14 protein-coding genes, 1 other RNA gene and 1 pseudogene are annotated in these 14210 nt (G+C 64.4%); 1 reads left to right on the forward strand and 15 read right to left on the reverse strand.

All coding sequences use genetic code 11. The features are described 5' to 3' along the window. Window positions 1-388: 388 nt before the first annotated feature. The 12 genes from AWC08_RS14325 to prfB all read right to left on the reverse strand — a co-directional run bounded on the left by AWC08_RS14325 (window position 389) and on the right by prfB (window position 10708). Window positions 389-1156, reverse strand: a complete 768-nt coding sequence (locus tag AWC08_RS14325) for a hypothetical protein (RefSeq protein WP_142283581.1) — start codon at window positions 1154-1156, stop codon at window positions 389-391. 264 nt (window positions 1157-1420) lie between these two features. After that, on the reverse strand, window positions 1421-1690 hold the full coding sequence (locus AWC08_RS14330) for a helix-turn-helix domain-containing protein (RefSeq protein ID WP_083271347.1): 270 nt from the start codon (window positions 1688-1690) through the stop codon (window positions 1421-1423). A gap of 681 nt (window positions 1691-2371) precedes the next feature. Beyond that, on the reverse strand, window positions 2372-3487 hold the full coding sequence (locus AWC08_RS14335) for a tyrosine-type recombinase/integrase (protein ID WP_069434952.1): 1116 nt from the start codon (window positions 3485-3487) through the stop codon (window positions 2372-2374). A gap of 86 nt (window positions 3488-3573) precedes the next feature. Continuing rightward, window positions 3574-3941: a transfer-messenger RNA gene (gene ssrA / locus AWC08_RS14340) on the reverse strand. A gap of 156 nt (window positions 3942-4097) precedes the next feature. Then, entirely contained in the window at window positions 4098-5060 is a 963-nt protein-coding gene (locus AWC08_RS14345) for a hypothetical protein (RefSeq protein ID WP_065135389.1), read from the reverse strand. Window positions 5061-5196: 136 nt separating this feature from the next. After that, complete coding sequence (locus AWC08_RS14350) at window positions 5197-6042, reverse strand: maleylpyruvate isomerase family mycothiol-dependent enzyme (protein ID WP_069434951.1); 846 nt, start codon at window positions 6040-6042, stop codon at window positions 5197-5199. Window positions 6043-6061: 19 nt separating this feature from the next. Beyond that, entirely contained in the window at window positions 6062-6550 is a 489-nt protein-coding gene (smpB, locus tag AWC08_RS14355; RefSeq protein ID WP_069434950.1) for an SsrA-binding protein SmpB, read from the reverse strand. A gap of 2 nt (window positions 6551-6552) precedes the next feature. After that, on the reverse strand, window positions 6553-7446 hold the full coding sequence (ftsX, locus tag AWC08_RS14360; RefSeq protein ID WP_065135386.1) for a permease-like cell division protein FtsX: 894 nt from the start codon (window positions 7444-7446) through the stop codon (window positions 6553-6555). Continuing rightward, window positions 7446-8135, reverse strand: a complete 690-nt coding sequence (gene ftsE / locus AWC08_RS14365; protein WP_065135400.1) for a cell division ATP-binding protein FtsE — start codon at window positions 8133-8135, stop codon at window positions 7446-7448. The genes ftsX and ftsE overlap by 1 nt, the downstream gene beginning before the upstream one ends. 44 nt (window positions 8136-8179) lie before the next feature. Beyond that, entirely contained in the window at window positions 8180-8620 is a 441-nt protein-coding gene (locus AWC08_RS36500; protein WP_083271346.1) for an Rv3103c family proline-rich protein, read from the reverse strand. Beyond that, entirely contained in the window at window positions 8617-9603 is a 987-nt protein-coding gene (locus AWC08_RS14375; RefSeq protein ID WP_069434949.1) for a mechanosensitive ion channel family protein, read from the reverse strand. The genes AWC08_RS36500 and AWC08_RS14375 overlap by 4 nt, the downstream gene beginning before the upstream one ends. Further along, complete coding sequence (gene prfB, locus AWC08_RS14380; RefSeq protein WP_069434948.1) at window positions 9593-10708, reverse strand: peptide chain release factor 2; 1116 nt, start codon at window positions 10706-10708, stop codon at window positions 9593-9595. Before prfB ends, AWC08_RS14375 begins: the two co-directional genes overlap by 11 nt. 42 nt (window positions 10709-10750) lie before the next feature. Here prfB and AWC08_RS14385 point away from each other — a divergent pair, with 42 nt between their 5' ends. Beyond that, window positions 10751-12109, forward strand: coding sequence for an FAD-dependent oxidoreductase (locus tag AWC08_RS14385; protein WP_069434947.1), 1359 nt, complete (start codon window positions 10751-10753; stop codon window positions 12107-12109). A 62-nt stretch (window positions 12110-12171) separates the two neighbouring features. On the opposite strand, the gene AWC08_RS14390 is transcribed toward AWC08_RS14385, so the two are convergent. From AWC08_RS14390 to AWC08_RS14400, 3 genes and pseudogenes are all read right to left on the reverse strand, one after another. Continuing rightward, entirely contained in the window at window positions 12172-13761 is a 1590-nt protein-coding gene (locus AWC08_RS14390; RefSeq protein WP_069434946.1) for an FAD-binding oxidoreductase, read from the reverse strand. Between the two features lie 10 nt (window positions 13762-13771). Continuing rightward, window positions 13772-13975, reverse strand: coding sequence for a hypothetical protein (locus AWC08_RS14395; RefSeq protein WP_065043486.1), 204 nt, complete (start codon window positions 13973-13975; stop codon window positions 13772-13774). 41 nt (window positions 13976-14016) lie between these two features. Beyond that, window positions 14017-14210: pseudogene (locus AWC08_RS14400) on the reverse strand (hypothetical protein); the annotation flags it as partial.

A 14210-nucleotide genomic window follows, 5' to 3' on the forward strand; every position in this document is an offset into this window, starting at 1 on the left:
AGAAGTCTGAGCGAAACTGTACGTCGTCGCCCCCTCGAACCAGCGCCCGCGCCGCTCGCATAAAGTGCGGTGACGGGCGCTGAATGGTGCTGTGCAAGTCGGAAATGGTATTCGCCGGGTCTTAACCCTTGCCGTGCCCTTCAATTCGCCCCAGCCGGAAGCCAGAAGCTCATTGTCAGTAATACCGCGGCTGCGCCGAGTCCTTCTGCGCGCCATCAGCGGATCACCTTCGGCTCGACGGGACGGGTTCGTCTCCGTATCGGACGTGAACATGTCATGGACGCCTTTCTCGTCATCTCAATTTCTTTCTCAAAGGATGAGCAGTGCCCTGTTGACTTTGGACATAGGAGTACTTCCCAGGGGTTTCCTATGTCCAAGGCATGGAAGCTCACTGACGGCCTCCGTAGGCGAGTTCAAACGGGTCGGAAAGGGAATAGATCGCCGCCTTCCGGTTCTTTGGATTCTCGGAGTAGGACCCGGAGTCATGCAGGACCAGAAAACCCCTCTTGGCCAACTCCTTCAGGGTGTTACTGGCAGAGCTATGCGGGATGCCGACGATGGCACCGACCTCACGGCAGGGACAGGTGACCTTGGAGTTACGTCTCTTCTGTACTGACGCAATGACATAGCGCATTACCTGCTTCTGGGGGTCCGACAGGTTGTCCACGTCGTCATCGAGGCGGTCCTCCCAGGCGTATGCCGCCCCGATCAGGTCTGTCATGTACTCATCGATGGGCTTGAGCGTGCCCTCGCGTTTAAGGTTTTCACTAGCCGTGGCCCAGGCTCGGTCGATTTGTCGCTGAGCACGCTTCGAGTTGCCCTTGACGCCGGTCAGCAGTTGAATCATCAACGGCCAGTGACCAAAGACCCTCTCGCCTCGGGCGAATAACCGGGTTTCCCGCGACCACATTTCCTCGACGTACTGCACTTGGGTCCAGCCACGTCGCTGGCAGGACATGGCGATAGCGACAAACAGGCCCCAAACCTTGCGGAGGTCGGGCTTGCTGCACTCAATTCCGGTCCGCAGGGCTGACATTGCCCACGGCGGCAAAGCGCGGTTGATCGAAATGCTTTCTGCGGCAGTCTCGTCAGAAGCTCCTTTCCGGGCACGGTTCAGCCGCGCCCCTGTCCGGGGAGCGTTCGAATCCGCTAACATCAGGGAGATCCTCTGCGCTGGGTGAGATTTCAGGGGTCCGATGCCTTCGGTTGCAGCCGAGGGCATCACTCTTTGTGGACATGCGAATGACAGGTCAAGGAGGCCTGCTGTACATGCGGGCTGGTGCACGGTGTCTCGGCTCAGGACACACATGTGGGCTGAACTGACCAACCCGCAGGACAGCCAAGCTTTCCGAATAAGCCCTAATGTTGAGCGGCCGGGGCGACATGGCCAATGGCCCATCCTCCGTGTACCTCGGAGCATTCACAGGCCCAGCACCCGCCTACGGCTGCGCGGAGTGAGACCGACAATTCGGGCGACGTCGGGGACAGTGACGGAGCCTCCCGCTCCTCTATCAAAGTTGTTGGCGCACAGGCTAAAAATCGCCTCAACATCCGCGCTTGTGAAACGCCAATGTCGGGCGATCTTGATTGCAGGAAACCTACCCGACCGCACTTGCTCCGTGAGCCAGCGCGGCGTGCAGTCGAGACCCTCTGCTACTTCGTCGATGCTGTAGGTCTTGAAGTTGCTCATGCGACGGCTCCAGCTGCCAGCAGCAGAAGGACCCGATCACGGATCTCGGGCCGGATCGGTAGCGCTGACCGGAGGGCACGCTCTACGGCGGCAACGAACACTTCTTCGTGCAGCCGCTCGCGGGCCTCGGCCAACTCGGGGTCGGCATGATCGCGGTGACGGGTTAGTGCTGCGACTCGGGCTCGATGAGCGCGGACACAGGTAGTGCTGGACACGGGCCGGACTCCGGAAATGCTGGCATGAGACGACAACGCGAGGGTGTCGATTCAATGCAAATGGCGTGCTCTGACCGTTTGATGCGCTGGCCATTTCGAATCACGCCATCGGATGCCGACCAGCACGACCTGGCTCCGATGATCTGGTGCGTCCCGGGCGGTGATTAATCCACCTCAAGCCGAAAAGGCTGCATTCGGTTCTCCACCCATGACGCTACACGCACGGATGCTTACTCCGCAAGTAAGATCTGATCGCCAAATTCACCAAAATTGTTTACTGACAATGTGTTTCACATGTAACCATGCAGGCATGAAAAGCATGTAGGGCTGCAAGTATGGCTGGCTGCACTCCACGGTGTCAGGACGAATGGTGTCGTCAACTGTCGAATACCGATTCCGCTGAAGCCGCCCACCTCGCGGACGGGTTGCGGAACCAGACTGCCTTCGCCGAGAGCAGTACGCGTCCTCAGCGAAGAATCCTCTCCATAGCCTCCGAGGCGACCTGCATATTGCTGCGATCCAAATGGGTGTAGAGATTAATGGTCGTCTGGATCGATTCGTGACCGAGGTGGCGGCTCACTGTCGCCATCGGAACCCCGGCAGCGATGAGCCAGGAGGCGCAAGTGTGCCTGCAGTCATGGATACGCGGGTGCCGCACCGTGGTCTGCGACGGTACCCGCTGGCTTTCGTCATCGGCACTGGGCCAGACCCGCTCCACGGCAGGCTGCCACACCCTCTCATGGAATCCATTGCCGCGAACTGGGGCACCCGACTTGTTGGTGAAGACCCAATCCTTGGTCAGGTCTAGCTTGCCTAACGTCGTTTTCGGGACATTGATAGTCCGCACCGACCGCGTGGTTTTGGGCGGCCCGAGTTCGTACCCACCGAGCGCGTAGGTGCGCTTCCATGCCCGCCTTATGCGCACGGTGCCCTGCTCCATATCGATGTCGGAGGGGCGTAGGGCCGTCACCTCGCCCCAACGCGCACCCGAGACAACCAGAAACTCGACCAGCGGTTGCCAGTACTTGGTGACAGCATCTCGGAGCTGGCCGAACTCCGCATGGGACAGACACACGATGTCTCTTGTCTCTGTGCGCGGCATGCGGTGACCAGAGGCAGGATTCGCGTTGAGCTCGCCTGCCTCGACTGCCGAGTTCAGCGCAGAGGCCAGGAACGCTGCCTTATTCGAGATCGTCTTTCCCGAACTTCCAGCTTGAGCCATGTCCTGGGTCCACTTGGCTACGTCCTCCCGCGTGAGCGCCGACAGCGGGATTGGACCGAGAGTTGGCGCTATGTCGTTCTTGAGGTAAGAGCGATAGTCCGCCAGGGTCGATTTTGCCAGGCCGGTGCGGTGATCAATGTGATGCTGGACCCACTCCGCGACGGTAGTTTTCGACAGCGCAGGGTCGGAGGACACGGCGGCCAAGGCCTTTGCCGGCCCGATGCGGTCGACAAGTCCCATGAACTTCTCGGCGGTTTGAAGGTCCTCAAAGCTAGTCGAACTCTGTTTGCCGCCGTAGCGGTAGAGGACAGCGTGATAGGCCGAATTGTCCTTTCGGAACCTAGTGCGCAACGACGCCATGTCAACGACTGTAGCCCTCTTGTTGACGCAATGTTGACGCAGGAGCGTTTTGGCCGAGTCAAATGGGCCCTCAACTGGTCCTTCTCTGGTGGAGCTGCCGGGAATCGAACCCGGGTCCTACGGCATTCCCTCAAGGCTTCTCCGTGCGCAGTCCGCTATGTCTCTGCTCGGATCTCCTGGTCACGCGAACTAGCCAGGATGACGATCCCAGTCGCTGTTGGTGTCCCGATGAGTCCCGCGACCGAACTCATCGGTTGATCCCTCTAGCTGATGCCGGGGTCCGGGGCGAGGGCGTTCCCGGTCCGACAGACTAGCCGTCGCTTAGGCAGCGAGAGCGTAGTCGCGCTGATGTGAATCGGCGCTTATATGGTTGCAACGACGCTTACGGTGGTCTCTTGCCTGCACCGGCACGCTTCCCTTGATTCGATGCGCGAAGTCGAAACCGTTCAGCCCCTTGTCTTTGTTGCTTCGAGCATCTCTGCCGGCTTCCCGGCAGGACAACTTATGGTACGCCTCTATCAACCAGCGGCAACGCATTTATCTTCCCGCGGGCTCGGACGACCAAGTCCCCCCGGTTAGCGGACCGGGGGGACTTGATCGACACATCCTGCTAGCTGATGCCGACGGCTTCCTTCGCGATGGCGGCGACTCGGGTCTGCGCAGCCGAGACGATGCGTGCGCGGTCCTTGTGCGCCTCCTCGTAGGCGATCATGACGCGGACGTCCCGCGGTGAGGTCAGATCCTTGATCGCCGCGACGGCGTCGTTGACGTTCAAGTCGTCGTAGTTCTTGATCGGCAACTCTTTGGCGTCCAGGACACCCACGGTCTCGCGACCCTGGTGCAGCGCGTCGGCGGCACCGTCGGCGCCCTCGCTGCGGGTGACTCGCTCGGCTGCCCGCAACGCGGCATTCTGCGAGGCAGAGAGCGCCTTGGCCGCGATCTCGCTGGCGTTTCCACCACGCTCCACCAGCTCCCGGAACGCGGGACCGGCGCTGCGCAGCGTCTCGACCGCCCGGTCGATACCGCGCGCCGACCAGGTGACCGGCAGGTTGACCAGCTTCACCGCGGTGCCGGCGGCTGCCTGCACCGGGGTGCGACGCAGCGCGGCCGGGCCGCCGAGGGCGTCTTCGGCAAGCACCGTGGTCAGCCACTCCACCGTCGCAGTGTGCGCGGTGATCAGGCGGTCGGCCAGGCTCTCGACGTCCTTGTTCTTGGCGGCGATCGCCAGCGCCTTGGTGTAGCGCGCACGGTCGAGCAGCTGGTCCTCAAGCGCGAGGTCACCCAGCAGCGCCTCGTCGAACGGCTCGGCCTGCTCGGTCAGCGCCTTGACGGCCGCGGCCGCGCGACCCAGGAACGGGCCGATCACGTCGGGGTAGCCGCCGAGGTCCCGGATCGACGCCTGGATGGCCTCGGCTCGCTCGCGGCCGTTCTCAGCGTTCTGGGTCAGCTCGCGGCGTACCGCCTCGGTGCGAGCCTGAATCACCCGGGTTTCGGCGATTTGGATTTCGGTGTTGGTCAGATCGAGCAGAGTGCGAAGCTGCGCGAGCAGTCTGGTCGTATCTGGTGCAGTCATTATTTGTAGACCTCCCTGAGTCTTACGGATTGGGTGGCGCGAAGGCGCCCGTAACTGTCGGCTACCCATATGGGCTGCCGAGTCAACATCCAGGCCTCAGGTGTGATGCATGTCGCTTCTGTGACGAAAAGCGCTCTCAAATAACGAAGTTGATCCGCTCGATGATACGGGCGGCCAGTTCCTGGTCGCCGCTGAGTGCCACCTCTTGGCTGCGTGCGGGGCATAACGGGCGCCCACCGGCAAGCCGGGTGAATTGCAGCGCGTCGACGCGAATCACGGCCGTCGCCTCCGCGCCGCCGAAGTCGTCGACCAGCTGCGCCCGGCCGTCGACGCTGACCCGCACCTGTCGCGAATGCGGCCCGGTCAGGTCGAACAGCACCCGCGAACCTTCGGGCGCCTTCGCCAGTTTGCCCACCACGAATCCCATCGAGGTCTCGACCTCGTCGAGCGACAACCGCAGCGCCGGTCCGAGTAGTTCCTCTTCGGACGACGGTCGCTGCAGGCCGATCCGGATGTCCTGTTCGTGCATCCAGCAGTCGAACACCCGAATCCGCATGAACCGTCCGTAGCTGTCCGGCCCGGCCGGAGTGAACGAGACCGCGTTCCACTGCTCGTCGGGCATGGCCTCGAGGACCTTGCGACGCGCACCGGTGACCTCACGAAACTTCGCCAGCACCTGCGCACCCGGTTCCCCGCTGAGATGGCGCACCCAGCACTCGTTCATCACCCCGATGTCGTTGCGCACGTGGTCGAGCGCCTTGACGTCGATGTCGGGTTCGGGCGGGCTGACGCCCTGCAGGAACGACTCCGTGCCGACGATGTGCGACACCACCGCCTTGACGTCCCAGCCCGCCAGAGCGCTCGGCGTCTGCCAATCCGCCTCCGACAGCCCGTCCAGCAACGCGTCGAGGTCGTCCCAGACGGCGAACAGCCCCGCCAGCACCTCGGACTTGTCGAGCAGTGTCACTGGACGGTCGGCCATGGGGGGATATTAGCGGTCCTCAGCCCATTCCCTTGGCCCGGCGGCCGAGTTCCCGGATCACCTCGCGCTGGGCGTCGCGCTTGGCCAGATCCTGACGTTTGTCATGGGCATGCTTACCGCGGCCCAGCGCCAGTTCGACCTTGACCTTGCCTTCGAAGAAATACATCGACAGCGGCACCAACGCGTAATTGCCCTCGCGAATCTTGCCGATCAGGGTGTCGATCTGGCGCCGGTGCAAGAGCAGCTTGCGGTTGCGCCTCGGCTCGTGGTTGGTCCAGCTGCCGTGCCGGTATTCCGGGATGTGCACGTTGCGCAACCAGATCTCGCCGTCATCGACGGTGGCGAACGCGTCGACCAGCGACGCGTGCCCATCGCGCAGGCTCTTAACCTCGGTACCTTGCAGCGCGATGCCGGCCTCGAACACCTCGATGATCGAGTAGTTGTGCCGGGCCTTGCGGTTGCTGGCGATGATCTGTCTGCCGTCGCTCCGGCGCGCCTTGGTGGCCACCGCTACCGCCGTATGTACAGACGCAATGTCCCGTACGCCGTCAACCCGGACATGGCGACACCGAGCAGCAACAGGATGGGCGAGATGTAGACGATGTCGGCATAGTCGACCTTGGCGATCAGATGGGCTTGATAGAACTGGCTGAGCGCCCCCTCCAGGAAAAGCGCGCGCACCAGAATCAACCCCACGATCGCGATCGCGACACCGATCGTCGCGGCCAACACCGCCTCCACCAGGAACGGCAACTGCGTATACCAGCGACTGGCCCCGACCAGCCGCATGATGCCGATCTCGGTGCGACGTGTGTACGCGGCGACCTGCACCATGTTGGCGATCAGCAGAACCGCGCCGATGGCCTGAACCAGCGCCACCGCGAACGCGGCGTTACTGAGCCCGTCCAGCACCGCGAACAATCGGTCGATCAGTTGTTTCTCGTTGAGGATGCCGCGGACACCGGGCTGACCCTCCATCGCGGCGGCGAATTCGGCGTGCTGGTCGGGGTTGCTCAGCTTGACGATGAACGACGCCGGGAAAGAGTCCTTGCCGGCGACGTCCTTGAACTCCGGGAACTTCTTGATCGCGTCGGCGTAAGCGTCCTGCTGGTTGATGAACCGCACCGACTTGACGTCTTGGCGGCCCTCGATCTTGTTCCGCAAAGCCTTGCAGACATCGCCGTTGCAGGTCGGGTCGTTGGCCGAGACATCTTCGGTGAGATACACCTGCGTCTCGACGCGGTCGAGGTAGATCGCGCGGGAGTTGTCGGCCAACCGCACCACCAGCAGACCACCACCGAACAAGCCGATGGAGATCGCGGTGGTCAGGATCATCGCGATCGTCATGGTGACGTTGCGACGAAGGCCGGTGACGACCTCGTTGAGGAGGAATCCGACGCGCACTAGCGATCCATCCCGTAGACGCCGCGCTGTTCGTCGCGGACCAGTCTGCCCAGCGACAGCTCGACCACGCGTTGGCGCATCGCGTCCACGATGTGATGGTCGTGGGTGGCCATCAATACCGTCGTCCCGGTGCGGTTGATCCGCTCCAACAAATCCATGATGTCCTTACTGGTGTCTGGGTCGAGGTTGCCGGTGGGCTCGTCGGCCAGTAGTACCAGCGGCCGGTTGACGTAAGCGCGAGCGATGGCGACCCGCTGCTGCTCGCCGCCGGAGAGTTCGTGCGGCAACCGGTTGGCCTTGCCCGACAGGCCGACGGTCTCGAGCACTTCGGGTACCACCCGGTTGATGGCGTCGGCGCGGCGGCCGATCACCTCGAGCGCGAAGGCGACGTTGTCGTACACGGTCTTCTGCTGCAGCAACCGGAAGTCCTGGAAGACGCAGCCCATCACCTGCCGCAGCTTGGGCACGTTGCGTCCGCGCAGTTTGTTGACGTGGAACTTCGACACCCGGATGTCGCCGGTGGTCGGAGTCTCGGCCGCCAGCAGCAGCCGCATAAACGTCGACTTGCCGGACCCCGACGGACCGATGAGGAAAACGAACTCACCCTTGTCGATCTTGACGTTGATGTCGTCCAAGGCGGGACGTGCCGACGATTTGTACTGCTTGGTGACATGTTCCAGGGTGATCATCACGGCACGCCAGTGTAGCCGGGTGCTTCGCGGGGGCGCGAAACTCAGCGCGACGGAGGGGTCGGACCGGGTTCCGGCTGTGGGGTGGCAGGGGTCGTCGTCGCGGGGCAGAACGGCGGTGGCAGCAGGCACGGCAACCCTGGTGTCGTCGTTGTCGTGGTCGTGGTGGTCGGCGGCGGCGGTGTGGTCGTCGTCGGCGTCGGCGTGGGGGTCGTGGTGACCGGTTGCTCCCGCACCCGCGTCCGGGGCACCCACGTGTAGCCCGGGTCGGGCACGAAGCCGGGCGGTACCACCTGCCCGGGCGGCGGCGTGTTGCTGCGTGGCGGCTCGGGCTGCGGGCGGTAGGTCGCGTAGGTCCACCACAGCGCGAAGAACGCCACAACCAGCACGACAGTCGAGGTGCGGACCCGGCCGCCGAACAGGTGGCTGGGCGTGCGCTGCCTGTCGCGGAGCTTTTGCAGCAGAGTCGATCCAACTTTTTTCATCGCTGCGCCACCGAGCCTTTGTCGGCGTCGGTCACCTCGCTGCCGGCGGGTATACCGGCGTCGTCGACCACCCCGACCGTCGCGTCAGCCGCTGTGACGATGCCGGCCTTGGCCAGCGCCCGGATGACCAGGACCCGCAACAGCCGGCCGGCCTCGAACTGCTTGCCGGGCAGGGTGCGCGCCACCAGGCGCAAAGTGACGGTGTCGACTTCGATGCTCTCCACGCCCATCACCGTCGGCGAATCCAGCAGCAGCTCTCCCAGCAGCGGGTTGTCGCGTGCGTTTTCACATTCCTGGTGCAAGACCTCGTTGACCCGGTTGAGGTCGGCGGTCGTCGACACCGGAATGTCCACCACGGCGCGCGCCCAGTCCTTGGACAGGTTGACCGATTTGACGATCTGGCCGTTGGGGACGGTGAAGACCTCGCCATCGGCCGACCGCAGCCTGGTGACCCGCAGTGTCACGTTCTCCACGGTGCCTACCGCGTCGGTCGTCGAACCCAAAATCGTCAGCTTTACCAGGTCACCGAAGCCGTACTGCCGCTCGACGATGATGAAGAACCCCGACAGCAAATCTTTGACCAGCTGCTGGGCACCGAAACCCAGGGCCGCACCCACGACGGTGGCAGGGGCGACCAGCCCGCCGACCGAGAACTGCAGCACGTCGGCGATCTGCATCATCACCATGATCGCGATGATCACGATCGACACCCAGCGGATCACCGAGGCCACGGCTTGACGGTGTTTGGTCGCCTCCGAGCGCACCAGGGCGTCGCTCTCGGCGAAGCCCAGGTCGAGTTGGCGGGTGATCCGTTGGGCTACCCAGCTGACGAAGCGGGCAGCCAGCACCGCCGCGATGATGAGCATGGCGACGCGCAATCCCCTGGTGATGATCCACTCACCGAGGGGGCCACGCCAGAAGTCGTGCCATCGCTGGGCCGCGGAGGCGATGTTCATGTTGAACGCGGTGTTATTAGTTGTCATCTTTTCTGTTGCGCCACCGGATCCCGGCTTCCAGGAATCCGTCGATGTCTCCGTCCAGGACGGCCGCCGGATTACCCACCTCGTACTCGGTGCGCAGATCCTTGACCATCTGGTAGGGGTGCAGCACGTATGACCGCATCTGGTTTCCCCAGGAGCTGCCGCCGTCGCCTTTCAGGGCATCCAGCTCCGCGCGTTCTTCGGAACGCTTGCGCTCCAACAACTTTGCCTGAAGCACTCGTAACGCTGAAACTTTGTTCTGCAGTTGCGACTTTTCGTTCTGGCAAGTCACGACAATACCCGTTGGAATGTGGGTTAAACGAACCGCCGAGTCGGTGGTGTTGACCGATTGGCCACCGGGACCGCTGGACCGGTAGACGTCGACGCGCAGGTCGCCTTCCGGGATTTCGATGTGGTCGGTGGTCTCCACCACGGGCAGCACCTCGACCTCCGCGAAGGACGTCTGACGTCGACTTTGGTTGTCGAAAGGGCTGATTCGCACCAGCCGGTGGGTGCCCTGTTCCACCGACAGGGTTCCGTAGGCGAACGGGGCGTGTACGGCGAAGGTCGCGCTCTTGATGCCGGCCTCTTCGGCGTAGGACGTGTCGAACACCTCGACGCCGTACTTATGCTGCTCTGCCCAGCGGATATACATCCGCATCAGCATCTCGGCCCAGTCGGCGGCGTCCACCCCACCTGCGCCGGAGCGGATTGTGACCAACGCCTCACGTTCGTCGTACTCGCCGGACAGCAACGTACGCACCTCGGTGGCCTCGATGTCGGCACGTAACGCTTTCAGTTCCGCGTCGGCCTCGGCCAGCGCGGCGTCGGCCGCCGGGCCCTCTTCCTCAGCGGCCAGTTCGTAGAGCACGGGCAGATCGTCAAGCCGACTGCGTAGCTCTTCGACCCGGCGCAATTCGCCCTGGGTGTGCGAGAGTTCGCTGGTCACCTTCTGCGCGCGGGCCTGGTCATCCCAGAGGTTGGGATCGGAGGCCTCCTGCTCGAGTTTCTCGATGCGAGTGCGCAGACCTTCGACGTCAAGCACCCTCTCCACCGTGGTCAGGGTGGAGTCAAGTGCGGCGATATCTGCTTGACGGTCAGGTTCCACAGGCGACAACGTTACCGGCACCACCGTCTAGCATCCTTCTACATGCGTCCCTATCACGTCGCCATCGTCGGCTCCGGGCCGTCGGGCTTCTTCGCCGCCGCGTCCCTGTTGAAGGCGGCTGACACGACCGACGAGATCGACGTGGCCGTCGACATGCTCGAGATGCTGCCCACGCCGTGGGGGCTGGTGCGCTCCGGTGTGGCACCCGACCACCCCAAGATCAAGTCGATCAGCAAACAGTTCGAGAAGACGGCCACCGATCCCCGGTTCCGGTTCTTCGGCAATGTGGCCGTCGGTGAACATGTCCACGCCCACGAACTTGCCGAGCGCTATGACGCGGTGATCTACGCCGTCGGCGCCCAGTCGGACAAACCGCTGAACATTCCCGGGGAGAACCTGACCGGCAGCATCTCCGCGGTCGATTTCGTCGGCTGGTACAACGCGCACCCGCACTTCGAGGACAAGACACCGAACCTGTCCGGCGCCCGCGCCCTGGTCGTGGGCAACGGCAACGTCGCGATCGACGTCGCGCGGATCCTGGTCACCGACCCCGACGTGCTGGCGCTCACCGACATCGCCGACCACGCGCTGGAGTCGCTGCGCCCCCGCGGTGTCGAAGAGGTGATCATCATCGGCCGGCGCGGGCCGCTGCAGACGGCGTTCACCACGCTGGAGTTGCGCGAGCTCGGCGAGCTCGAAGGCGTCGACGTGATCGTCGACCCAGCCCAGTTCGAAGGCATCACCGACGAGGACGCCGAGGCTGCGGGCAAGACCACCAAACAGAACATCAAGGTGCTGCGGGGCTACGCGGAGCGTGAGCCGCGTCCCGGTCATCGGCGAATCGTGTTCCGCTTCCTGACCTCTCCGATCGAGATCAAGGGCGAGCACCACGTCGAGCGCATTGTGCTGGGCCGCAACGAACTCGTCGCGGACGAGAGCGGCTGGGTGTCGGCCAAGGACACCGGCGAGCGCGAGGAACTGCCCGTGCAGTTGGTCGTCCGTTCGGTCGGTTACCGCGGTGTCCCGACTCCCGGACTGCCGTTCGACGAGAAGCGCGGCACTATCCCCAACACCGGCGGCCGCATCGAGGGCAGTCGCAACGAATACGTCGTCGGCTGGATCAAGCGCGGGCCGACCGGCGTGATCGGCACCAACAAGAGTGACTCCCAGGAGACCGTCGACACGTTGATCGCCGATCTTGCCGGTGCTGATGTGGCCGACTTCCCCGGCGACCACGCCGACAAGCTCTCGGACTGGCTGGCCGAGCGGCAGCCCAAGGTGATCACCTCCGAGCACTGGGACGTCATCGACAAATTCGAGCGGTCAGCAGGCGAGCCGCACGGCCGACCACGGGTCAAGTTGCCGAACCTGGCTCGGCTGCTGCACATCGGGCACGGCTGATCCCGGTCTAACCGACGTGGCGGTCGCGAGCTCGGCCGGGGGCCGGGCGAAGCGGGCCGCCACTAGCCAAGCAGCACTCCGGGATTGAGGATTCCAGCCGGGTCCAGCGCGTGCTTGGCCGCGCGCAGCGCTTTGGCGAACGGGTCGGGACGCTGCCGGTCATACCACGGGCGGTGGTCACGGCCGACCGCGTGATGGTGGGTGATGGTGCCGCCCGTGGCGGTGATCGCCTCGGAAACAGCGGCTTTCATCTCATCCCACTGCGCATCGAGGGCACCCCAGCGCCCGGCGGCGTAGATGCCGTAATACGGCGCCGGGCCGTCGGGGTAGACGTGGGTGAAGCGGCAGGTCACCACGCCCGTGCCACAGACCTTCTCAATCGCTGCCCGGGCGGCGCCGGTCACCGCGTTGTGCAGGTCTTCGAATCCGGTCCAGGTGCAAGCGGTTTCGAACGTCTCGGCGATGACGCCGCGGCGCGCCAAGGCATCTCGTTGGTAGGGCATCCGCAGGAACGACGAGCGCCAGTTGGTCGACGCGTCGTCTATTCGGTCTTCCGTTGCGTCACCGTCGGGTTCGCGGTTGCGCCGCGAGATGACCGTGCCGCCGTGTTCGGCGGTGATCTCCAATGCACGATTCAGCCACGGATCGATCGGATGGTCGGCGGATTCGAAAGCCAGCACCAGCAGGCCACCGCTCACCGGTGCGCCGGCGTTCAGGAACGCCTCGGTGGGGTCGAGCAGCCGGCAGTTCGCCGGGTACAGGCCGGCTTGCGCGACGGTGCGGGTCGCCGCGACGGCGGCCGGCCAGCTGTCGAACGCCACCGACGCGGTGACCTGCCAGCGCGGTCGATACTGCAAGCGCATCCAGGCCTCGGTGATGACGCCGAGGGTGCCCTCCGAGCCGACGAAGAGCCGGTCGGGTGACGGCCCGGCACCCGATCCGGGCAGCCGGCGGGACTCGCTGACACCGGCCGGGGTGACCACTCTTACCGATTCGGTCAGGTCGTCGATGTGGGTGTACAGGGTGGCGAAATGCCCGCCGGCGCGGGTCGCCAGCCAGCCGCCGAGGCTGGAGAACGCGAACGACTGCGGGAAGTGGCGCAGCGTCAGGTTGTGCTTGCGTAGCTGGTCCTCGATCCACGGCCCGAGCGCGCCGGCCTGGATCCGCGCGGCGCGGCTGACCTGATCGACCTCGATCACCGCGCTCATGGCGCTGACGTCCAGGGTGACCGCGGGCTGCTCGAAGCGCGGCTCCACGCCGCCGACGACGGAGCTGCCACCGCCGTACGGAATCACCGGAATCCCCTCGCGGGTACACCAATCCAGGACGTCCACCACGTCCTGCTCGCGTCGCGGTCGGACGATCAGGTCCGGCAGATGGTCGAGGCGCCCCTGCAGATTGCGCGCGACATCACGGAAAGCCTTGCCGCGCGCGTGCCCGGCCCGATCCACCACTTGGGACGAGCACAACGCGGCCAGCGAGGGCGGCGGGGTGATACGCGGGCTCGGTAACCCGAGCGTGTTCGGGTCGGGCGGGCGGTGGTCGGTGAGGTCGTGCCCGGGCAGCATTGCCGCCACCCGGGCCACCAGGTCTTTGGTCTCCTGTTCGGTGAGGGCCTGTTCGAGCGTGCCCCACCCCCACCACGAACGCATGCCGGTGGCGTCAGCGCTTGCGGAGAACGAGGGCGCCGCCGGCGACCAGCAGCACGAGGGCCAGCACGATGCCCCAACCGGCGCCGGCGAAATACCAGGTGACCGCAACCAGAGCGATCAGCGGCGACACTGCGAAAAGCACGATGCCGGGGTTTTGCTTGATAACCGCCAGCGCGCTTCTGGCGCGGATGGGGTCCAACTCATTGCCTGCCATCCGTACAGAATGCCAGGTGAGGGCCGCATTGCGAAGCGCGGTCATCCGGGTTCGTCGTCGTCTTCGGTGGTGAACAGTTTCTCCGGGTGATGGAAGGTGTTGGTGCGGGGTTGGCCGTGATCGAGGTGGGCGGGTGGGATCCATTGGGTGTCGCCTCGGGCGTTTTTGCGGGTGGTCCAGCCTTTTTCGGCGAGGCGGTTGTGTGGTCCGCACGCGAGGGTGAGGTCGTGGATCC

The sequence above is a fragment of the Mycobacterium gordonae genome, assembly GCF_002101675.1.
Lineage (GTDB): Bacteria > Actinomycetota > Actinomycetes > Mycobacteriales > Mycobacteriaceae > Mycobacterium > Mycobacterium gordonae.